The following is a 22,023-nucleotide window of genomic DNA, read 5'->3' on the forward strand; positions in this document are numbered from 1 at the left end:
GCGATCATCATGGTGTACGGGCTCCTTTGCTGGCTTGCTCATGTTCCTCAATCAGGGCTTGCAAAACGGCACGAGCCATGAACAGGGGGTAGCGGCGGGAGTCTATACAATCGTCAGGGATGCGACAGGTAAGGATGCGAGGTATTCCATCACCGTTTCGGCATGGGCCTCTCCAGAGATCAGCCTGGTGAATAGGTCCTGCTTGTTGGATCGTAAAACGATTAGCAGTGCGACCAAGATTGGATCGAGATAGTGATTGGGAGGTGTCAGGTCCATTACGACCCGAAGCCGGGTGATACATCGTTCACGTGCGCGAAGGGAAAGCCCAACGGCGTCTGCCAGCATTGTGAAAAAGTCGACGAAATTCTTCCTGTCGTAGGCGACCTCCGAGCTTTTGCGTTCGGCAAAAACCGGTTCCAGGCCAAAACGCTTGATCAGAGTCTCCGTGTAGCGCTTGGAGTGAGCAGCAGGAATGCCGTACTCCAGATCAATGAATCGGCGCAAATATTCTGGGGCATTGATGGCTGAGCCATAGACAGCCGCCGTGCTCGCCTCTAGCTGCTGCTTGTCGATGGAGAGCACGAAGACGATGTTCGGGATATCGAAGAGATGCTTGATTCGCTCAAGCAGTTCGATGGCGAAGGTCGGGCGACAGCGATCCAGTTACAGCTGCAACGAATGCTGTTGATCTCAGCTTTCCGCTGCCGCAAGCGTTCCGAGATCGTCTTGAAGGCCGGGGCACCGAGCATACAGACTGAACTCGTTGAGATAGACAGTCATGTTGATCGTTCAGCGCGCAGAAAATTGGGGTCAGATTCCAATTCTTTTTCTGCCCGCCCCCACCTCGTCAGATCGTCAACACCGCCAGCGCCGCAAGCGGGGCGGTTTCGGCGCGCAGGGTGCGGGGGCCCAGGGTGACGGGCGTCCAGCCTTGCTGCAGCGCGAGTGCTTCTTCGGCGCTGCTCAGGCCGCCTTCGGGGCCGGAAAGCAGCAGCACGGGCGCGGCGCTGCCGTCTTGGCCTTCTACAATTCCAGCTGCGGCTGCGGCGCGCAGCGCGGTGCTATGCGGCTGCAGCGATAGCAGCAGGCGCTGCGGTGCGGCAATGACCGGTGCGTCGGATGGTGCAGCGGGCAGCCCAGTGGATGGCGCAAGTGCCTGGCCTGCGCCCTGCGCGCGCAGCCAGTCGGTCAGGGTCTGCACGGGGTGTACGCGCGGCACGCGGTTGCGGCCGCATTGTTCGCAGGCGGCCACGGCGATGGCCTGCCAGTGCGCGCGTTTTTTGTCGGCGCGCTCGCCCGCCAGGCGCAGCACGCTGCGTTCGGCCAGCAGCGGCGTGAGGCTCGCAGCGCCGAGTTCGGTGGCTTTTTCGACCAGCCAGTCCATGCGCTCGTTGGCCATGATGGCGACGGCCAGGTGCACGGCGCGCGCGGCTTCGCGTTCGACGGCGTGCCGGCGCTGCACACGCACGCGCACCGCGGCGCGGCCCATGTGCACGATGGTGGCGTCGAATTCGCCCGCGAGCGCCGCGGCGTCCACGCCCACGTCTTCGAGCCCGCCGTGAAACAGCGTGATGCCATCGCCCGGCTGCAGGCGCAGCACCTGTACGTGGCGCGCGGCGCCTGCGGGCAGGTCGATGTCGCTGCCAACCTGCAGCGCGAGAGGGCAGTAAAAACGTGGCATAGCTTTTATAACGATAGCTGCTGGCGCTTGCTGTATGCGCCTTAGAGGCCTATTTGGCTCATGAAACCCGGCCAAAGGCCCAGCCGCTTTGTTCCTGCACCCCTTCGATCTGGTCGATCAGGTGCAAGAGCGGCGCGAGCTCGCGGTAGCGGCTCGCGGTGGCGCGGATGTAGGCGATGAAGCGCGGCGCGTCTGCGAGGTACTTGGGCTTGCCGTCGCGCAGCGTGAGGCGCGCAAAAATGCCCGCGACCTTGAGGTGGCGCTGCAGGCCCATCCACTCCACGCTGCGGTAAAACTCGCCGAAGTCCACGCCCCAGCCCGAGGCGCTGGCCGCGCCCAGCAGGCCCGCGCGGCGCGCCTTTTCCCAGTAGCGCACGGTGATGTCGATGACGAATTCCTCGTCCCAGCTGATGAAGGCGTCGCGCAGCAGGCTCGCGATGTCGTAGGTGATGGGGCCGTACACCGCATCCTGGAAGTCGAGCACGCCCAGCGGCATGTCGGCCTGCGTGGGCAGCATCAGGTTGCGCGGCATGAAGTCGCGGTGCACGAACACGCTGGGCGCGGCGAGGTTGTGCGCGACGATGGCGTCGAAGGCGCGCGCGAGGGTGTTTTGCTGCGCGTCGTCCAGTTCGATGCCGCGGTGCCGGGCCACGTACCAGTCGGGAAACAGGGCAAGTTCGCGGCGCAGCAGGGCCTCGTCGTAGGGGGGCAGCACGCCGGGGCGCGAGGCTTTTTGCCACTCGATCAGCGCGTCCACGGCCTGCAAATACCAAGCCTGCGCGGCCGCGGGCGCAGCTGGATCGAGCGCCTCGATGAGCGTGTGCGCGCCCAGGTCGCTCAGCAGCATGAAGCCACCGGCTTCGTCCCAGGCGAGGACTTGCGGCACGCGCAGGCCGGCCGCGGCCATCAGCGCTTGCACGCGCACGAAGGGGCGGCAGTCTTCGAGCTCTGGCGGCGCGTCCATGACGATGCAGCTGCCGCCCGCGGCAAGGTCTATGCGCAGATAGCGCCGGAAGCTCGCGTCCGCCGAGGCCGGGCGCAGGCTTTGGGCCACCAGGCCATGCGCAGCGGCGAGCGGCGCAAGCCAGGCTTCGAAGGCCGCCCGCCGCGCCGCGCTGGGCCAGGTGATGGTACTGGGGGCAGCGGCGGGGACGGCGGCGGATGCAGCGGCGGGGCCGGAGTTCGTGGCGCGCTCAGGGGCCAAGGGCGAGGGCTTGGGATGGGTCATGGATAATCGGATTCTATTTTCCGCGTGTACGTTTTCTCGTCGCATTTTCTGTCCGTGCTTCGCTGCCAGCCTCCCACCGTGCAGATACCACCCACCTTCCGCGCTGCGTCCGCTGCGGCGCAGCAGCCCATGCTTTGCCCCGCGCTGCGTCCGCTGGCTTATGCGCTCGCGCTCGCCGGGTGCGCACTGCCGCCGGGGGCGTTCGCGCAGCAGGTCGCTGCGCCGCCTGCATCCGCGGCGCCCGCGCCCGCAGGCGCAGACGCTGCCACGGCCCCGGACGGCTGGGGCCGACCCCAGCTGCGCACGAGCACGCAGCTGCAGGAAACCCTCCCGCGCGAGGTGCGTCCGCAGCTGCCGCTGTTCGTGCGCGGCGACCGCGTCACGGGCCAGACGGACTTGAACGTGGTGGTCGAGGGCAAGGCCGAGCTGCGCCGCGGTGACACCACGATCCGCGCCGACCGCCTCGAATACATCGCGCCCGAAGACCTGGCCAGGGCACGCGGCCAGGTGCACATCAACCGTGCGGGCAACATCTTCGACGGCACGGCGCTGGACCTGCGCGTGGAGGCGTTCCAGGGCTTTTTCACCGACGCGCATTACCGCTTTCTGGCCAACGGCGCCTATGGCGACGCCACGCGCGTGGACTTCATCGACCCTGACCGCTCCGTGGTGCACGACGCCACCTACACCACCTGCGAAAAGAACGACAGCGCAAGCTGGACGCCCGACTGGATTTTGCGCGCCAAGACCATACACCTCGACCAGGAGGAGGACGTGGGCGTGGCCGACGGTGGTGTGCTCGAGTTCAAGGGCGTGCCGGTGCTGCCCATCCCGCACATCAGCTTTCCGCTGTCGGACAAGCGCAAGTCCGGCTTTCTGCCGCCGACCTTCGGCCTCGACAGCCGCAGCGGCTTCGAATATTCGCAGCCCTACTACTGGAACATCGCGCCCAACCGCGACGCCACCTTCACGGGCACGGTGATGGCGCGGCGCGGCTTCAACGCGGGCGGTGAGTTTCGTTACCTCGAAAGCAACTACCAGGGCGAGCTCAAGGGCCAATACATGCCTTCGGACAGCCTGCGCGAGCGCGATCGCTGGACTTACACCGCCAAGCACGACGGCAGCATAGACGCCGCCGGCGTGGGGAACCTGAACCTGCACCTGAATCTCAACCGCGTGAGCGACAACGACTACTGGCGCGACTTCGGTCACGCCTCCTCGCTGGGCACCAATGCGATGCTGGAGCGCCTGCTGCCCAGCGAAATGCGCTTGTCCTGGGCCGCGCGCGACATGACGGCGCAGGTGCACACGCTCAAGTGGCAGACCCAGCAGGACATGAATGCACCCATCGTGCCGCCCTACGACCGCATGCCCCAGCTGCAATGGCGCTACGCACCCAGCGACTTGCGCCACGGTTTCGAGACCAGCGTCGAAGTCGATACCACGCGCTTTCAGGCCGACCGCTTCCTCACCAACCAGCCCAACGCCGACCGCAGCTACCTGCAGGCGCAAGTCAGCCGCCCCTTCCGCTCGCCGGGCAGCTTCGTCACGCCGCGCCTGCAGCTCAACGCCACGCACTACCAATTCGATAGCCCGCTGCTGAACGGCAGCAAGTCCGCGAGCCGCACCTTGCCGACCTTCAGCCTGGACAGCGGCCTGGTGTTCGAGCGCGACACGCGGCTGCTGGGGCGCAATTTCGTGCAGACGCTCGAGCCGCGCGCCTTCTACACCTACACGCCCTACCGCGACCAGCACCTGCTGCCCATCTACGACACCGCGGCCAACGACTTCAACTTCGCCACCATCTACACCGAGAACGCCTACGGCGGCAACGACCGCATCGCCGACAACAACCTGCTGACCCTGGGCGTGACCACGCGCTTTCTCGACCCCGACACCGGCGCCGACTCCCTGCGCCTGGGCATCGCGCAGCGCCTGCGCTTCAAGGACCAGAACGTCACCCTGCCCGGCGAAGCGCCCATGACCGACCGCGTCTCCGACGTGCTGCTGGGCGCGGGCCTGAACTGGACGCCGCAATGGGGCTTCGACTCCGTCGTGCAATACAACCCGCACACCGGGCGCTCGGTGCGCTCCACCGTGAGCGCCAACTACACGCCCGGCAACTACCGCACCATCAGTGCCGCGTACCGCCTGCAGCGCGGCACCAGCGAGCAGATCGACCTGGGCTGGCAATGGCCCTTGAGCTCCAGCCCCGGCAGCGCGGATGCCGGTGGCCGCAAAGACGCCAAGGCAGCGCGCACCGGCAGTGGGCGCTGGTACACCGTGGGGCGGCTGGACTACAGCATGCGCGACAAAAAGCTCGTGGACATGGTGGTGGGCTTCGAATACAACGGCTGCTGCTGGGTGGGCCGCGTGGTCGTCGACAGGCTGCAAAGCAGCTTGATCACCGCCAACACGCGATTGCTGTTCCAGATCGAATTTGTCGGTTTTTCGCGCCTGAGCCTGGGGCAGGACCCGCTCGCAGCGCTCAAGCAAAACGTGCCACGCTACCAACCCTTGCACGATCCGGCGGCGCGCGCCCTGCCCAGCCGCTTCAGCAACTACGATTGACCCGCCACCATGAACCATCGTCTTCTTGCCCTGGGCCTAGCGTGCCTGGGTTTCTGTGCGCTGCAAAGTGCCGCTGCGCAAGGTCTGCGCCCTGCGGCAGGTGCGGCAGGCTCGGCCAGGGGCCTCGCGCGTCCCGCACCGCAAACGCCGGCGCTGCCCGGCCCGTCCGAGGGCAGCGGGCTGACGCAGCAGCAGGCCGATTACATCGTCGCGCTGGTCAACTCCGAACCCATCACCAACAACGAGGTGCGCATGCGCATGGCGCGCATCGAGCGGCAGATCGCCCAGCAAGGCGGCGCCGCGCCCCCGCGCGAGGTGCTCGCACGTGAGGTGCTCGAGCAGCTCATCCTCGAAAAAGCGCAGTTGCAGGAAGCCAAGGACACCGGCATCCGCGTGGACGACTACGCCGTCGATCAGGCCGAGCAAAGCGTCGCGCGGCAAAACCAGCTCAGCGTCGAGGCGTTCTACCGCCGCCTGGCCGAACAGGGCATCAGCCGCAAGAGCTTTCGCGAAGAGTTGCGCAACCAGCTGCTCCTGCAGCGCCTGCGTGACCGCGAAGTGCAGTCGCGCGTGCGCGTGACCGACCTCGACGTTGACCAATACCTGCGCGAGCAACGCTCCGAGGCCGCCGCGGCCAAGGCAGAAGTCAACCTCGCGCACTTCTTCGTGCCCGTGCCCGAAAACGCCAGCCCCGCCGAAGTCGCCCAGCGCCAGGCGCGCGCGCAGGCCGCGGCCGACAAGCTGCGCGCGGGCGAGGACTTCGCCGCCGTGGCGCGCGCGCTCGCCGACGCGTCGCTGGGCATCAGTGGCGGCGCCATGGGGCTGCGCCCGCTCGAGCGCTACCCCGAGCTGTTCGCGAACGCCGTTGCCTCGCTGCCCGTGGGCGCGATCGCCGGCCCGCTGCGCTCGGGCGCGGGCTTTCACGTCTTGAAGGTCGTGGAGCGCAGCAACGCCGGCATTCCCGCCGTCATCACGCAAAGCCACGCGCGCCACATCCTGCTGCGCACCAGCCCGCAGCTCAGCGAAACCGCCGCGGCCGCGCGCCTGGCCGAGTTGCGCCGGCGCGTGCTCACGGGCACGGCCGACTTTGCCGACCTCGCGCGCGAGTATTCGCAAGACGGCAGCGCCAAGCAAGGCGGCGACCTGGGCTGGGTCAACCCCGGCCGCTTCGTGCCCGAGTTCGAGGAAGCCATGAACGCCCTGCAGCCCGGCGAAATCAGCGAGCCCGTGGTCACGCGCTTTGGCGTGCACCTGATCCAGCTGCTCGAACGCCGCGAAGTCAAGCCCAGCCAGCGCGAGCTGCGCGACATGGCGCGCGACACCGTGCGCGAGCAAAAAACCGAGCAGGCCTACACCACCTGGCTACAGGAGCTGCGCGGCCGCGCCTACATCGAATACCGCGACCCGCCGCTGTGACGCAGCACCGGGAACACCGCGCGCGCAAGCGCTTCGGCCAGCACTTCCTGGCCGACAGCGCCATCATCGACGCCATCGTGCGCGCCATCGCGCCGCAGCCGGGGCAGGCCATGATAGAAATCGGCCCCGGCCTTGCGGCGCTGACGCAGCCGCTGGTGGAACGATTGGGCTGCCTCGCCGTGATCGAACTCGACCGCGACCTGGCCGCGCGCCTGCGCCAGCACCCCCAGCTCGAAGTAATCGAAGCCGACGTGCTCAAGGTCGATTTCACCGCGCTGGCCGCCACCTTGAGCGGTGCCGACGATGCGGCCCCGGCGCGCAAACTGCGCGTCGTGGGCAACCTGCCCTACAACATCTCCACGCCCATCCTGTTCCACCTGCTCGAACATGTCGCCGTGATCGCAGACCAGCACTTCATGCTGCAAAAAGAGGTGGTGCAGCGCATGGTGGCGCAGCCCGCCACGGCCGACTACGGGCGCCTGTCGGTGATGCTGCAGTGGCGCTACGCGATGGAAGACGTGCTGCACGTGCCGCCCGAGAGCTTCGAGCCGCCGCCGCGCGTGGACAGCGCCGTGGTGCGCATGCTGCCGCTCGCGGCGCCGCCCGAGGTGCCGCCGGCGCTGCTCGCCGAACTCGTGCAGGTGGCTTTCAGCCAGCGCCGCAAGCTGCTGCGCCACACGCTGGGGCGCTGGCTAGAGGCGCGCGCCTATGCAGGCCACTTCGACACCCAGCGCCGCGCCGAGGAAGTCCCGGTTTCCGAATACGTGGCGCTGGCGGGTGCATTGCAAGGCCACCACTGACGCAAAAATTCAGGAATGCGACAGGTAGGCGCCACGCACAAAAAGCGCCGCGCCCATCCGCCCTGCGTCGTACTAGGAGCCTGTCGGACTTTGGGCGTCGAAAGCGAGAATGCGCCCCAGCGAGACCAGTTTTTGCCGGACTCGCCGCCCCATAGTGGTGCTATGGGGCAAGAAGACGGTAAAAAATGGGCCGCTGCGGCGCATTCGCAGCCGACGATTCCACAGTCCGACAGGCTCCTAGGTTTTCGATAGCTACTCGCGCTTGCTGCACCTTGGCTTAGGCCGGTTTTGGCATAAAAAAACAAAGCCCGCATGGGCACGTGCGTCAAGGCCGCAAGGCACAAGCCCGGCGACTTTGCGGCTCAAAAACTCTCCCACTCGCCCTCGTCGGCGTGGCTGGCCTTGCCGTGCAGGCTCGCAGCATCGGGCCGCCTGAGCTGCGGCGCGGGGGCGGAAGCGGAAGCTGCACCGGCAGCTGTGGCGCCGCGCCCGCCTTTGCCCTTGACCTCGTTCGCCAGCTGCACGATGGCCCGCCCCACGCGCTGCGAGGCCTCGGAGAACGCCGAACCACTGGCGATCTGCTGCTCCGCTTCCTGGTAGGCGCCACGGTTGATGGTCTGCGCAACCTTGCCGGCCTGCTGATGGAAATGGCGGTGCTCATCGACGAGGTGGGTAAACGAAGGTCGCCCGCCGTATTGCGAACGGCCCTTGCCGTGCAGCCATTTGCCAAGCTCGCAGCAATCATCGCGGCCGATGGTGTCGGCGTCCAGCGCTTCCTTCTTCTGGATCGCCGTGCGCAGCTTGGTCTTCCATTCGGCGTGCGCACGGATCGCGTTGTCCAGGCGCACGCTCAGGTCTTGCGTGTCCTTGCCAGGCAAAGCATGCCCCGCTGCGGCAGGCCGCGCCGGGCTTTGCGCCAAGTGGCCGGCCATGCGCGCCGGCGCTGGCATTTGCAGCGCCGGCGCCGCTGCGGCGGGCACGGCCTGCGCGGCTTGCGCCGCATCGAGCTTGAACAAGGCCACGGTGCGCACGAGCTCCTGCGCCTGGGCGTTGAGGCTCGCAGCGGCCGCGGCCATTTGCTCGACCAGCGCGGCGTTTTGCTGCGTGACCTGGTCCATCTGGCTCACGGCCTCGCCGACTTGCGCGACGCCTGCACTTTGCTCGCTGCTGGCCGCGCTGATCTCGCCCATGAGGTCGGTCACGCGGCGGATGCCGGTAACGATGTCCGCCATCTTCGCGCCCGCCTGGTCGGCCAGCGCGCTGCCCTGCCCTATGCGTGTGACGCTGTCGGTGATGAGCGCCTTGATCTCCTTGGCCGCCTGCGCGCTGCGGCCCGCCAGGCTGCGCACCTCGCTCGCGACCACGGCAAAGCCGCGCCCCTGCTCGCCTGCGCGCGCGGCTTCGACGGCGGCGTTGAGCGCGAGGATGTTGGTCTGGAACGCGATGCCGTCGATCACGCCGATGATGTCGGCGATTTTTTGCGAGGAGCCGTGGATGCCCTTCATGGTTTCGACCACCTGCGCCACGACCTCGCCGCCCTCTTGTGCCACGGCCGAGGCGCTTTGCGCGAGCTGGTTCGCCTGGCGCGCGTTGTCGGCGTTTTGCTGCACGGTGCTGCCAAGCTGTTCCATGGAGGCTGCGGTTTCTTCAAGCGCGCTGGCTTGGCTTTCGGTGCGCGCCGAGAGGTCGGCGTTGCCTGCGGCGATCTGGGCGCTCGCGACCGAGACGGCATCCGAAGCGTGGCGCACGTTGGACACTACCTGCCGCAGCGCCGCCTGCATGCGCGCGACGGCCGCCAGCACGCTCGAGGTGTCGCCCGCGCGCACGTGCAGCTCGGTCGTCAAATCGCCCTCGGCCACGCGCGTGACCGCGGCAGAGAGCTCGTCGGGCTCGGCGCCGAGCGCGCGCGTAATACGGCGTGTGATCAGCCAGCCGGCCAGCACGGCAAAGGCGAAGGCCAACACGCAGAAGGCGATCAGCAGGTTCCGCTGCAATGCATATTCAGCCGCAGATGCTGCAGCGAGCTGACCGGCGCGTTTGGTCGCATAGTTCACATATTGCTGCGTCGCGTTTTCCAGTGCGCGCAGCAGCGGTAAGCATTCGTCATTGATTTTGGCGACAGCAGCCTCGCGCTGCTGGTTTGCAGCCAGATCGACGATCGCGAGGGCAACTGGCGCGTACTGCTGCGCGATACGGTCGATTTCCGCGACCATGCGCCGCGCTTCTTCCGTAGCTTCCGCATCCTGCACCAGCGTTTTGAGCTTTTGCAGCTGGCTTACCACCTCTGCATGCGACTGCACTGCCACCTGTTTTTCGGCTGCGATGTCCTCCGGCTTGGTGCGCAGCACCATGTTGCGTACGGCGATCGCGCGCCGTTGCACGGCCTCTTGCGTTTCATGGGCGGCATTGAGATGCGCACCCATGCCTTGCACGTAATTTTCAAAGCGCAGATTCGCATCATGGAGCCCTTTGATGGCGAACACCGCTACGATCAAGACCAGCAAAGCCAATCCACCAAAAGCCCAGCCGAGCTGGGCGCGCACCGCCGTTTTTTTCATGTTTCCTCTTTTTCGTCTGAAGGGAGTGGGGTTGGGAGCACAATTAATTACAAACCCCAGCATAACCGCAGAAACTGGCCTCACCGTCAGGACTCGAACCTGAATCTCCCGCTTAGGAGGCGGGGGCACTATCCCTTGTGCTACGGCGAGGTGAAGAGGCAAAGACTGTGCCCGCAACCACTCCCATTGCAGGGTGGCAAAAAGCGGGCTGGGGCGAATTGTAGGCCGCCGAAGTGCGCGGCACGCACGGCTCGGCAACTCAATCGCGCCGCAAGGTGTAGATGATGTCGAGCGCGCTCTTTTCGCCCGTCTGCCCGCGCAGCGTCAGGTGGCGCGTGAGGTCCAGAAAGATGTAGATCGCACCGAGCGCGTTCGTGAGGCCGTATTCGTAGGTCACGTACATCTTGTCGGACAGGCGTTTGCCCAGCGACAGCGCCGTGCCGTTGGTGCCGCTGGTGTCGCCACTGTCGCGCGTGCCGCCCAGACCCAACTCATCGAGGCCCAGGCGGCGCGCGATCTGTGCGCCGGGGCTGCCGCCGCCGCGCCCGAGCAGGCTCAAGGCGGCCTGCTGCAGCATGGCGGTCTGCGTGCCGCTTTGCGCGGCGGCGCGGCCCAGCACCACCCACGAGAGCTTTTCGGCCTCGGGCAGTTCAGGGTCGGAATACAGGCGCACGCGCGGCGCCAGCGCCGTGCCGCTGATCTGCACGCCGGCGCGCACGCTGATGTTGGGGCGCAGCGCGAGGATGTCGAGCGCGGGGTTGTCATAGGGGCCGTTGAAATGGACGTGCCCGGTTTCTATGTCCAGCGTCTGACCCCAGGCGCGATAGCGACCCTGCTCCGTCGCAATGTCGCCCGTGATGCGCGGCGCGGCGCCGCTCTCGGGGCTGGAGCGAACGTCGAGCGTGCCGCGCAGGCGCGTGGTCAGGCCCATGCCCTGCAGCGCAAAGTCGCGCCCCAGGTTCAGGCTCACGGCGATGTCGGGGACGCGCGCGGCTTGCACCGTGGCGCGCGCCTCGGGCTGGTCGGCCTTTTGCGTCGCCTTTTGCGCGGCCTCGTCCTTGGCGCGCGAGTGCACGACCACGTCGTCGCCCAGGCGCGGCGCGCTTTCTTCGGGCAGCAGAATGGCGGCGCGGTCTATCGTGAGCTGGCCGCGCAGGCGGATCTGCCCGCCCTGCAACTGCGCCTGCACGGGGCCCGAGACGCTGACCTGCCGGTCGGCGCGCACCAGCAGCTGCAGCGCGCGCGCCTCGCCCTGCAGCTGCATGAAGATGCCCGCGTCGCCGTCTGCCGGGCGGCCCCAGCGCACGGTGCCCGTGCCGGCCAGCGTGCCGCCGTCCTGCGGCGGCGGCGTGCGGTTGCCGCTTTGGCCCGGAATGCGCGCATTGCTGCCGCGCCCGCCCTGGATGCGCCATTCGGTGATGTCCAGCGTGTCGCCGCGCAGCGTGGCGCGCAGGCGGCCTTGCTGCAGATCGACGCCGTCGAGCACGGAGCGCACGGCCACGTCGTCGGCCGCGAGCGTGCCGGCCCAGCGCGGCGCGGCGCGGCTGCCCGCAAGCTGCGCGTCCGCTGCGACGGTGCCGCGCACGCGCCAGCCCGGCGGCGCGAGCAAAGACCAGGCGCCGAGGTCGGGCAGGCGCGCCTGCAGTGTGCCGGCCACGGGTGCGTCCGCGGGCCAGACGGGCGCGCCCTGCATCCAGGCAATGCGTGTGTCGGCGATGGCGTTGACATGGCCCGCGCGCTCGCTGTCCCACAGCAGCCGTGCGTGCACGGCTTCGCCCTGCGCTTCGAGCACAACCTCGGCCGCGCGCACGCCGGCCTGGGCGCTGGTGGGCGACTTGCCTGCGCCGCCATTGCCCACTTTGCCGCCGCTGGCAGTTTTGCCGCCGGGGCCGCCAGCGCCATTCGTGCCTTCTTCGAGGCGGATACGCAAGTCGCCGCGCGCGCGCTGCAGGCCCAGGCGCGCGCGCAGGCCGTCGCGCGCGGTGGTGTCTATGCTCCACTGGCCGTCGAAGGCCAGGTCACCACCGAGCCCGAGCCGCGTGAGCAGAGGCGGCGTGTCGGCGGAACGCGCCTCGAAGGCATCCACCCAGGCGAGCGGCAGGCCGAGCACGCTGCCTTGCGTCTGCAAGTGCATGGGGGCGGCGCCCGCGGCCTTGTCCGTGCGCTGCTCCCAGCGCAGCGACTCCCAGCGCAATTGCACCGTGCCGGGCAAAGGGCCGCTCAGCGCAGCCTGCCCGGCCGTGGCCTGCACAGTCCAGGCCGGCGCTGCCGAGGTTGCCGAGGCGCGGGCCTGGCCGCTCGGCATGCGCCCTTCGAGCGCGAACGGCGCGCCGAGCGCGAGCGTCCACGTGCCGGGGCGCTGCGCGTCCTCGGCTTGCAGGCGCAGCGTTTGCACACGCGCCTGCCAAGGCAAGCCGGCGCCCGCCTGCGCGGCGCGCTGGAGCCCACCTTCCAATCTGGTCTGCAGCGCAAACTGCAGGCCGCCATGCTGCAGCTTGCCATCGAGGGCGAGCGCGGCCTGCGCGGGCGAGCCCGCGAGTTCGGCGCGCACGCCGCGCAGCTGCCAGGGCGCGGCGCCCGGCCAAGTACCGTCAAACTGCGGCACGACCAGCGTGGCTTGCAGAGTGAAGGGGGCGGCGCCCGCAGCTTTGCCGCGCGGCGATGGCGATGGCGATGGCGGCGGGCGCTGCAGCATGTCCCAAGCGCTTTGCCAACCGCCCTGCCAGCGCGCATTGAGCTGCGCCTGGCCTTGCAGCTCGCCTTGCTGCGCAAAATCCAGCCCAGGCACGCCGAGCGCCGTCAGGCGCGCGAGCCACTGCTGCGTGGCGCGCAGGTCTTGCGCCTGCAGCTGCAGCGTGCCGGCGCCGCGGCGCGCACCCAGGCTGCCGTCGGCCTCGGCGGCGGCACCAGGCACCTCGAGCTGCACGCGCCCTTGCACCTCCGGGGCAACGCCAAAGGCAATGTGCAGCGCCTGCGCTTGCACGCGGGCCTGCAGCGCGGCGAGTTGCAGGGTGCGCAATTGCAGGCTGGAATTGCCCTCGGCCTGCCGCCGCCATTCGCCTTCGGTCTGCAAGGCGTCTATGCGCAGCTTGGCCGCTGGCGCCGCTTTTGCCGTGGCCTTGGACGCTGGCGCGGCTCTGGTGCGCTTGGTTTGGTTGCCGCGCGCGGCGCCGCTTGCGACGGCCTGGGTACCGTTCCCGGCAGCGGCGCCATTTCCGCCCGGCGCGGGTTGCGCGCGCAGGTTTGCCGTAAAGCGCACGGCCCCGCCTTCGCGGCGCGCGGCGATCTGGCCCGAAAGCGCTTGCACGTCGAACGCTGTATGCACGGCGCCGGGCGAGACGGCGTGCAAGTCCAGCCGGCCGTCCCAGGCTCCGCTGGCCGGCGTGTAGTGCGCCTGCAGCGTGGCCGTGCCCGCGCTGAGGAGCCCGTCGGACTTTGGCGTCGTCGGCTGCGGCCCATTCGCACTATCGACTCCCGAAGTGCTACGGGCTCCTAGGAGCCTGTCGGACTTTGGAATCGTCGGCTGCGAATGCGCCGCAGCGGTCCATTTTTCACCGTCTTCTTGCCCCATAGCACCACTATGGGGCGGCGAATCCGGCAAAAACTGGCCTCGCCGGGGCGCATTCTCGCTATCGACGCCCAAAGTCCGACAGGCTCCTAGCCCCACGCTGGCCGCGGGCACGCTCCAGCGGTGGCCGTCGTATTCGACGCGCCCTTGCAGCGCCGTGGGCGGCAGGCGGCCTGCGTCCCACGGCCCGGGCGCGCGGTTGGCGAGTTGCACCGCGATGGCCCAACCCGGCGCGGCGGGTGCGGCGGGAGGAGCGGCGGCGGCAGGCGTTTGGGTTTGGGTTTGGGTTTGGGTTTGGGTTTGGGTTTGGGTTTGGGCTTGGGCTTGGGCTTGGGCTTGGGCAGAATTTCGCACCGGCTGCGCCAAAGGCCCCGCTTGCAGCGTGCCGTCGAGCAAGGTGGCCGGAGCCCCGGGCCACAGGGCCGCCAGATCGACGCCGCGCAGCCGCGCCCGGGCATGTGGCAGCGGCTGCGCCGCCCATGGCTGAATGGTGGCGCTGAGCTCGGCCTGCATGGCTTCTGCGGCGGGCGCGGCCTTGGGCTCGGGCGGGGCGTCTTGCCCTTTGGCGCCGAGCCGCGTTGTCGCTTCTGCATCGATAGCTGCTTGTGCAGGCGCATCAAGCGCCAAGAGCATTTTTAGCTGCAAACGCGCAGCGGCCGTGGCGAGCTGGCCTTGCACGCTGGCGTGCGCCTTGGCCTGGCTGCCGGAGGGAGCCGCGCGTGGCGGCGTCTGTGCTGCGTCGCTGGGCGGCTCGATCTGCACCACCCCATCGAGCGTCGCGGCGAGCGCAAAGGGCGGTTGTGCGCCCAGCGTGGCCTGGCCGCGGTAGTGGCCGCGTGCCAGTGTGAGCTCGTGCAGCGTGAGCTGGTGCTGCGCCTCGCGCCAGCCATGGAGGCCGGCGCCGCTGCCGCTGTAGCGGTAGCCGAGCTGCACGTTTTGCAGGTCCAGCGCGGGCGTGCCCGCCCAGCGCAGGCGATCGACGCGCAGCTCCACATGCAGCTGCAGCGGCACGGGCAGCGCGAGCGCGGTGGGCGGTTTGGGCGGCCCGGCATCGGCGTCGCGCGCGCCCAGCGGCGTGAGCGTGACTTGCGCGGCCTGCAGCTGGCCGAGTTCGGCCTGCCCTTGCAGCAGCGCGGCCCAGCGCCAGCCCAAAGATTCGCCAAAGCGCAACTCCTGCACTTCGACGGCAAACTTGGCGCTGCTCCAGCGCAGCCAGCCTATGCGCCCGCCTGCGCGCAGCGTGCCTTGCACCGCGCGGCTTTCGAGCCGCTGACCAGCGGGCAGCAGCCGTGTGACCAGCGCGAGCGTGTCGGCCAGCGAGTTGCTGCGCCCAGCCCACCACCAGCCAGCCACCCCGAGCACTAGCAGCAAGGCCAGCAACAGCGCCAGCAAGGCCGCGCCCAGGCGCAGCAACCTACGCCCCACGCGGCGCCGAGGCGGCGCGGGTGGCGCAGGTGGCAGCAGGGGAGGCGGCGCGTCAGGCCGCAGCGCTTCTGGCGATGGCATCTCGGTCGTACCCAAGCTGGATTGTCCATGAGACGGCGCTTCGCCCCCACACGAACGCAGGCGCAAGGCGAGCGGTCATTGTGGCCGTTGCTTCTTCGGCCACTGCGCCGGACATGCTCCCTGCCCGCAGAGTGCACGATGGCCATGCCCATCAGCCCCATCAGCCCCATCAGCCCCATGATTGCGAGGGCCGCAAGGCCGGCGGCAATCCAGCGGCCTTCGATCGGCGCCCATCGCCCAAGCCACCCCGGATCGCCGCGCCCCTGCGAGGCGCGCAATGACGCGGAAATTGGAATCTGACCCCAATTTCTGACCCCAATTTCCCCGCCAAAGGCCGAGCGTAGCGAAGGCCCGTGTGGTATCCCCGCCCTTCTGTCTGCGCCGAGGAGCGCAGCGCCCGGCGGATAAAGGGCGCGCGATTGTTTGAGCGCAGCGAGTTTCGCGCGACCCCGCCGGGTGCGAGCACCGCAGCTTGCCCTGGGCGCCGTTCAGGCGCACAGGGACGCAGACAGTAGGGTCGCCTTCTTTTGCCTACTTTTCTTGGCGAGACAAGAAAAGTAGGTGCGCCGCCGGGCGCATCTCCCGGCACCCACCCTTTGCTCCTTCACCTTTGCAAATAATTGGAATCTGACCCCAATTTCTGTGACCCCAATTCCTGCCGCCGCGCCACCATCCTGCGTCTTCATGGGCAATCTGTGCTCAAAAGTTGAACCCCAGCCGCATGTGCAGCCGCAGGCTGTGCACGCGCACGCCGTAGGCCAGGTCGGCCTGCAGCGGCCCCACGGGGCTGCGCCAGCGCACACCCGTGCCCACGCCCACGCGCGGGTCGAGGGCGTGCACGCGGTCGGCGACGGCGCCGGCGTCGATGAAAAAGGTGTTTTCCCAGTCGCTCACGCGGCCGTCGCGCAGCATGGGGCGCTGCCATTCGACGCTGCCCACGGCCAGGTAGCGGCCGCCGTAGAGCTGGTCGTTTTCGGTGCGCGCACCTATGCTGCGGTAGGCGTAACCGCGCACCGTGGCGTCGCCGCCTGTGAGGAAGAGCTCGGTCACGGGCACAGGAGCATCGGTGCGCGCGAGCACGGCGCCCAGCTCGGTGCGCACGGCCAGACGGCTGCGGCGGCCGCGCCCGTCCTCGCCTTCCACGCGCCCGAGTGGCACGAACCACTGCCAGCGCAGCAGGCTGCGCGCGTAGGGCTCGTGGTGTTCACCCAGCGTGCTGCCCGCGCCAAGCTCCAGCCCCAGCCCGTAGCCGCGCGTGGGCGCGAGGTTGCTGTTGAAGTAGCGCCCCGTCCAGGTGGTGTTGACGCTGAGCGCGCTGCTCGTGGGCGGCGGGTTCAGGCCCTGGCTGTGCGCGTTGTCGTATTGCAAAAAATAGCTGCGGTCTATGCGCAGGTCGCTCTTGCTGCGCCCTGTGCGCAGGCGCCCGCTGTTGACGCGGTAGTCGCCCGTGTCCTCGCGCTGCAGCTTGGCGCTGCCGAACCAGCGCCAGCCCGATTCGTCGGGCAAGTCCATGAGCTCGGTGCCCAGCAGCTTGTCTTTGTCGTCGAGCGCGAGCCGGCTCACGGCGCGCCAGCCTATGCCGGGCACGCGGTTGTGGATGTGGTCCACGCTCAGGCGCGGGCCGGCGTCGGTGGAGATACCCGCGCCGAACACATATTTTTGCAGCGGCGCTTCGCGCACCTGCGCGACCACGGGCGCGGCCCCTGGGTCGGGCGCCGCGGTGTCGAGCAGCAGGAATGCGGTGTCGTAGTAGCCGCTCGCGGCCAGGCGCTGCTGGGCATCGAGCATCTGCGCCTCGGAGTAGAGGCTGCCCGTGGGCAGGCGTGCGATGCGGCGCGCGCCTTCAGGGTCGTAGCGCCGGCTGCCTTCGATGCGCAAGGGGCCGAAGAAATACGCAGGGCCGGGGTCGTAGAGCACGCTCAGCGTCGCTTCGTTGCTGTCGGCGTCTATGTCGGCGCGGCTGCTCTCTATGCGCGCGGCGGCGTAGCGGCGCGCCTGCAGCTGGTGCAGGCTCTCTTTTTTCGCGGCGTCCCAGCCGGCCTGCGTGAAGGGCTGGCCGGGCGGGAGCTCCCAGCTTCTTTGCACGCGCTGTAATTGGCGCGCGCCGCTTTCGGGCGCACCGGGCCGGCCCACGGGCGTGTCGCGCTGCGCGCCCACACTGTGGCCGACGAAGCCGATGTCGGCCCGCACGACGCGCGTCTGCGGCCCCGGATCGACACGCAGCCGCACCACGCGCGCGGCTGCAGCACCCGCGGGCGCGGCCTGGGTTTCGATCGCGATGCTGGGTGAAAAATAGCCTTGCGTCGCGAGCAGCTCGCGCGCATCTTCGTCGGCGCGCGCGAGCAGGCGCTGCAGCTCGCCCTCCTGCAAGTCGGGCAGCTGGCGAAAGCGCTGCAGCTCGAGGTGGCGCTCGAGCAGGCCGCGCACCGCATCGGGCGCCTGCACTTCGAGCGTGAACGCGGCGCGGCCCTCCCCTGCGGCCGCATCGGCGTCGGCATCCGCACCCTGGCCCGTGACGCGCTGCCAGACACTGCAGCCAGGCAGCAGCAGGGTGAGCACCAGCAGCAGAAAAAACAACGCCGGCCCACGGGCCGGCGCTATGGGGTGGCTAGGAGCCTGTCGGGCTTTGGGCGTCGAAAGCGAGAATGTGCCCCAGCGAGACCAGTTTTTGCCGGATTCGCCGCCCCATAGCGGGACTATGGGGCAAGAAGACGGTAAAAAATGGGCCGCTGCGGCGCATTCACAGCCGACGATTCCAAGGTCCGACAGGCTCCTAGGAGCCTGTCGGGCTTTGGGCGTCGAAAGCGAGAATGTGCCCCAGCGAGGCCAGTTTTTGCTGGATTCGCCGCCCCATAGCGGGACTATGGGGCAAGAAGACGGTAAAAAATGGGCCGCTGCGGCGCATTCGCAGCCGACGATTCCAAAGTCCGACAGGCTCCTAGGCATCCAGTTATTTTGACAGCAGCCGCATCGCGTCTTCGAGCCCTTTGAGCGAGAGCGGGTACATGCGCTGCGCCATGAGCTGCTGGATGATGCTGATGCTCTGGCGGTACTGCCACACGCCGGGCGGCTCGGGGTTGATCCAGGCGAACTTGGGGAAGGCGTGCGTGAGGCGCTGCAGCCATTCGGCGCCGGGCTCCTCGTTGTTGTATTCGACGCTGCCGCCGGGCTGCAAAATCTCGTAGGGGCTCATGGTCGCGTCGCCCACGAAGATCAGTTTGTAATCCTTGTTGTACTTGCGGATGATGTCCCAGGTGGGGAATTTTTCGGCAAAACGCCGGCGGTTGTTCTTCCACATGAAGTCATAGACGCAGTTGTGGAAGTAGTAGAACTCGAGGTGCTTGAACTCGCTGCGCACGGCAGAAAACAGCTCCTCGACGCGCTGGATATGCTCGTCCATGGTGCCGCCCACGTCCATGAGCAGCAGCACCTTCACGTTGTTGTGGCGCTCGGGCACCATTTTGATGTCGAGGTAGCCCGCGTTCGCGGCCGTGCTGCGTATGGTGTCGGGCAGGTCGAGCTCGAGCTCGTTGCCCTCGCGCGCAAAGCGGCGCAGGCGGCGCAGCGCGACCTTGATGTTGCGCGTGCCGAGTTCCTGCTGGTCGTCGTAGTCCTGGTAGGCGCGCTGCTCCCAGACCTTGACGGCGCTCTTGTTTTTGCTCTGCCCGCCTATGCGTATGCCCTGCGGGTTGTAGCCGCCGTTGCCGAACGGGCTGGTGCCGCCCGTGCCTATCCACTTGCTGCCGCCTTCGTGGCGGCCTTTTTGCTCTGCTAGGCGCTTTTTGAGCGTTTCCATGAGCTCGTCCCAGCCGAGCTTTTGGAGCGCGGCCTTTTGCTCGTCGCTGAGCTCGCGCTCGAGCATCTGGGTGAGCCAGTCCGAGGGCAGCTCGCGCGCGAGCTCGGCCGCGGCCTCCACGCCCTTGAAGTACGCGGCAAAGGCACGGTCGAACTTGTCGTAGTGCTTTTCGTCCTTGACGAGCGCCAGGCGCGCCATGAAGTAGAAGTCGTCCAGGCTCCAGGCGTCTTCGGAGCGCGGGCCGACGATGCCGGCTTCGAGCGCTTCGAGCAGGCTGAGGAATTCCTTGACCGATACCGGCAACTGCGCGGCGCGCAGCGTGTAGAAAAAGTCTATGAGCATGTTTTTGACCTCCAGCGCTTATGGAGCAAGCGCATGCAGCTGCAAAAGGTAGAGCAATTGGGCGCGCGCCTCGGGCCACTCGCCGGCGCGCATGCTGTACATCACGGTGTCGCGTATGGTGCCGTCGCGGCGCAGCGCGTGGCCGCGCAGCACGCCGTCTTTCTTCGCGCCCAGGCGCTCTATGGCGCGCTGGCTCGCAAAGTTGAAGTTGTCGGTGCGCCAGCCCACCACGCGGCAGCCCAGCGTGTCGAACGCGTGCCCCATGAGCAGCAGCTTGGCTACCGTGTTGACATGGCTGCGCTGCACGCTTTTGGCGTACCAGGTCCAGCCGATCTCCAGGCGCTTCACGGCGGGCAGGATGTCGTGGTAGCTCGTGCTGCCGAGCACACGCCCGGTGGCCTCGTCGCACACGGCAAAGGGCAGGCGGCTGCCCTCGGCCTGCATGGCCAGCGCCTGCTCGATGTAGGCGCGCGTCTCTTGCGGCTCGGGCACCGAGGTCACGCGCAGGCGCCACAGTTGCCCGTCGGCCGCAGCCGCGGCGAGCCCCGCCTCGTGCGCGAGCGAAAGCGGCTCCAGGCGCACGCCGTGTGCGCGCAAGGTGAGGGGCTGGGCGAACGCGGTCATGGTAGCAAGCGTGGGCAGGTGCAGTTTGGCCGTGGCAAGTCGGCGCCGGCGCTCAGAGGCTGAGAGTTTTTCGGCCGTGACCGAAAGGCGCATCAAAACGCCACCGATCGAGGCGCAAAGCGCAGCCATAGCTCGGGCTATGGCGAGCATTTGCAACGACGAGCGGGGGTGTTTTGGTGTGCAAGGCGGCCATGGACGAAAGACTCTCAGCCTCTCAGCGATTGCGCTGGTTCATGAACACCAGCTTTTCGAACAGGCTCACGTCCTGCTCGTTCTTGAGCAAAGCGCCCACGAGCGGCGGTATGGCGATCTTGTCGTCGCCGCTTTGCAGCGCCTCGACGGGGATGTCCTCGGCCACGAGCAGCTTGAGCCAGTCGAGCAGCTCGCTCGTCGAGGGCTTTTTCTTGAGGCCAGGCAGGCCGCGCACGTCGTAAAACGTCTTCATCGCGACGCTGATGAGCTCGCCCTTGAGCGTGGGAAAGTGCACGCCGATGATCTGCCGCATGGTGTCGGCGTCGGGGAACTTGATGAAGTGAAAGAAGCAGCGGCGCAAAAACGCATCGGGCAGCTCTTTTTCGTTGTTCGAGGTGATGAACACCAGCGGGCGGTGCTTGGCGCGGATGAGCTCGCGCGTTTCGTAGCAGTAGAACTCCATGCGGTCGAGCTCGCGCAGCAGGTCGTTGGGGAACTCGATGTCGGCCTTGTCGATTTCGTCGATCAGCAGCGCCACGGGCTGGTCTGCCGTGAACGCGCGCCAGAGCACGCCCTGCACGATGTAGTTGCGGATGTCCTGCACGCGCGCGGCGCTGTCGGCGTCGCCGAGCTGGCTGTCGCGCAGACGGCTCACGGCGTCGTATTCGTAAAGGCCCTGCTGTGCCTTGGTCGTGCTCTTGATGTGCCATTGCAACAGCGGCATGTTGAGCGCCTGCGCCACTTCTTCGGCAAGCATGGTCTTGCCGGTGCCGGGCTCGCCCTTGATGAGCAACGGGCGTTGCAAGGTGATGGCCGCGTTCACGGCAAGCATGAGGTCGGGCGTGGCGACGTAATTCTGGGAGCCTTGGAATTTCATGGATGGAATGGCAATAACGTTGATAAATGGGCTTGACAAGCGCTGGCTATAATCGACCACCGATCACAGCCACAGGCTGTTTTTTTACACCATTGTGCGCGCAAAATGACAAAAAAGCTGACCACATTGCTTGCCCTGGCTGTCGCTTCCGTGACCGCCATCGCTACCGCCCACGCTGCCGAGGTGCAAGGAGACGCACAGGCAGGGGCCAAGAAGATCGCCATGTGCGTGGGCTGCCACGGCATCCCCGGCTACCAGGCCACCTTCCCCGAAGTGCACAAGGTGCCCATGATCGCGGGGCAAAACGCCAAATACATCGCCACGGCGCTAGACGCCTACCGCAAGGGCGACCGCCGCCACCCCACCATGCGCGGCATCGCGGCATCGCTGTCCGACCAGGACATCGCCGACCTCGCCGCGTATTACGAACAGCTCGGCAAAACCCAGAAAGGCAAGGCCGAACTGCCCGCCAAGCCGCGCACCGAGCCCAAGCCCCAGGTCGCGGCGCTGCTGCAAAAGGCAGCTTGCGTCTCGTGCCACGGCGACAACTTCTCCAAGCCGATCGACCCGGCCTATCCCAAGATCGCGGGCCAGCACGCCGACTACCTGTTCGTCGCGCTCAAGTCCTACAAAGCCGAGCCGAACGCCGTGGTGGGCCGCTCCAACCCCGTCATGGCCGGCATCGCCAAGCAATTTTCGACCGCCGAGCTCAAGGCGCTGGCCAATTACGTGGGCGCGCTCGACGGCGAGCTGCGCACCGTGCCCGAACCGCGCTTTCGCTGAGCGCCGGCGCACCATCGAAAAAGCCCGCAGCAGCGGGCTTTTTTATGATATTTTTTCCTCTTTACGCACTACCCATGTGCG

Annotated in this window: 15 protein-coding genes and 1 tRNA gene; 6 read left to right on the top strand and 10 right to left on the bottom strand. The window is 67.7% G+C overall.

All coding sequences use genetic code 11. From position 1 onward, the window contains the following. Window positions 1-102: 102 nt before the first annotated feature. From FK527_RS06990 to FK527_RS07000, 3 genes are all read right to left on the bottom strand, one after another. On the bottom strand, window positions 103-663 hold the full coding sequence (locus FK527_RS06990) for a P-loop NTPase fold protein (protein WP_144731603.1): 561 nt from the start codon (window positions 661-663) through the stop codon (window positions 103-105). Window positions 664-847: 184 nt separating this feature from the next. Next, window positions 848-1,681 (bottom strand): 16S rRNA (uracil(1498)-N(3))-methyltransferase, encoded by an 834-nt coding sequence (locus FK527_RS06995; RefSeq protein ID WP_144731606.1) that lies wholly within the window; start codon window positions 1,679-1,681, stop codon window positions 848-850. A 58-nt stretch (window positions 1,682-1,739) separates the two neighbouring features. Next, window positions 1,740-2,909 (bottom strand): aminoglycoside phosphotransferase family protein, encoded by a 1,170-nt coding sequence (locus FK527_RS07000; RefSeq protein ID WP_144731609.1) that lies wholly within the window; start codon window positions 2,907-2,909, stop codon window positions 1,740-1,742. Between the two features lie 129 nt (window positions 2,910-3,038). Here FK527_RS07000 and FK527_RS07005 point away from each other — a divergent pair, with 129 nt between their 5' ends. Genes FK527_RS07005 through FK527_RS07020 form a run of 4 tightly spaced genes read left to right on the top strand, consistent with a single transcriptional unit; the run spans window position 3,039 to window position 7,948 of the window. Continuing rightward, window positions 3,039-5,480: an LPS-assembly protein LptD gene (locus tag FK527_RS07005; RefSeq protein WP_144732043.1), complete on the top strand. Its 2,442-nt coding sequence runs from the start codon at window positions 3,039-3,041 to the stop codon at window positions 5,478-5,480. Window positions 5,481-5,489: 9 nt separating this feature from the next. Continuing rightward, window positions 5,490-6,896, top strand: coding sequence for a peptidylprolyl isomerase (locus tag FK527_RS07010; protein ID WP_144731612.1), 1,407 nt, complete (start codon window positions 5,490-5,492; stop codon window positions 6,894-6,896). Beyond that, entirely contained in the window at window positions 6,893-7,696 is an 804-nt protein-coding gene (gene rsmA, locus FK527_RS07015) for a 16S rRNA (adenine(1518)-N(6)/adenine(1519)-N(6))-dimethyltransferase RsmA (protein WP_144731615.1), read from the top strand. Before FK527_RS07010 ends, rsmA begins: the two co-directional genes overlap by 4 nt. 15 nt (window positions 7,697-7,711) lie before the next feature. After that, a complete protein-coding gene (locus FK527_RS07020) occupies window positions 7,712-7,948 on the top strand; it encodes a hypothetical protein (RefSeq protein WP_144731618.1) in 237 nt (78 codons plus the stop codon). 110 nt (window positions 7,949-8,058) lie between these two features. Here the strand turns inward: FK527_RS07020 and FK527_RS17685 are convergent, their stop codons facing one another. The 4 genes from FK527_RS17685 to FK527_RS07040 form a co-directional block, all read right to left on the bottom strand. Continuing rightward, window positions 8,059-10,254, bottom strand: coding sequence for a methyl-accepting chemotaxis protein (locus FK527_RS17685; protein ID WP_144731621.1), 2,196 nt, complete (start codon window positions 10,252-10,254; stop codon window positions 8,059-8,061). A 75-nt stretch (window positions 10,255-10,329) separates the two neighbouring features. Next, a tRNA-Arg gene (locus tag FK527_RS07030) sits at window positions 10,330-10,404 on the bottom strand. 109 nt (window positions 10,405-10,513) lie between these two features. Then, window positions 10,514-15,328, bottom strand: coding sequence for a translocation/assembly module TamB domain-containing protein (locus tag FK527_RS07035; RefSeq protein ID WP_246072701.1), 4,815 nt, complete (start codon window positions 15,326-15,328; stop codon window positions 10,514-10,516). Between the two features lie 699 nt (window positions 15,329-16,027). Then, window positions 16,028-17,905 (bottom strand): autotransporter assembly complex protein TamA, encoded by a 1,878-nt coding sequence (locus FK527_RS07040; protein ID WP_425460420.1) that lies wholly within the window; start codon window positions 17,903-17,905, stop codon window positions 16,028-16,030. Window positions 17,906-17,954: 49 nt separating this feature from the next. On the opposite strand from FK527_RS07040, the gene FK527_RS17510 reads away from it, so the two are divergent. After that, window positions 17,955-18,287, top strand: a complete 333-nt coding sequence (locus FK527_RS17510; protein WP_246072702.1) for a hypothetical protein — start codon at window positions 17,955-17,957, stop codon at window positions 18,285-18,287. Here FK527_RS17510 and FK527_RS07045 read toward each other — a convergent pair. From FK527_RS07045 to FK527_RS07055, 3 genes are all read right to left on the bottom strand, one after another. After that, window positions 18,279-19,466: a vWA domain-containing protein gene (locus FK527_RS07045; RefSeq protein ID WP_144731627.1), complete on the bottom strand. Its 1,188-nt coding sequence runs from the start codon at window positions 19,464-19,466 to the stop codon at window positions 18,279-18,281. The genes FK527_RS17510 and FK527_RS07045 overlap by 9 nt on opposite strands. A gap of 18 nt (window positions 19,467-19,484) precedes the next feature. Further along, window positions 19,485-20,090 (bottom strand): GNAT family N-acetyltransferase, encoded by a 606-nt coding sequence (locus FK527_RS07050; protein ID WP_144731630.1) that lies wholly within the window; start codon window positions 20,088-20,090, stop codon window positions 19,485-19,487. A gap of 214 nt (window positions 20,091-20,304) precedes the next feature. Then, complete coding sequence (locus FK527_RS07055) at window positions 20,305-21,159, bottom strand: AAA family ATPase (protein ID WP_144731633.1); 855 nt, start codon at window positions 21,157-21,159, stop codon at window positions 20,305-20,307. Window positions 21,160-21,264: 105 nt separating this feature from the next. Between FK527_RS07055 and FK527_RS07060 the strand changes: the two genes are divergently transcribed. Then, complete coding sequence (locus FK527_RS07060) at window positions 21,265-21,942, top strand: c-type cytochrome (RefSeq protein ID WP_144731665.1); 678 nt, start codon at window positions 21,265-21,267, stop codon at window positions 21,940-21,942. Window positions 21,943-22,023: the final 81 nt, after the last annotated feature.

This window comes from Extensimonas perlucida, from assembly GCF_007655255.1.
Classification (GTDB): Bacteria; Pseudomonadota; Gammaproteobacteria; order Burkholderiales; family Burkholderiaceae_C; genus Extensimonas; species Extensimonas perlucida.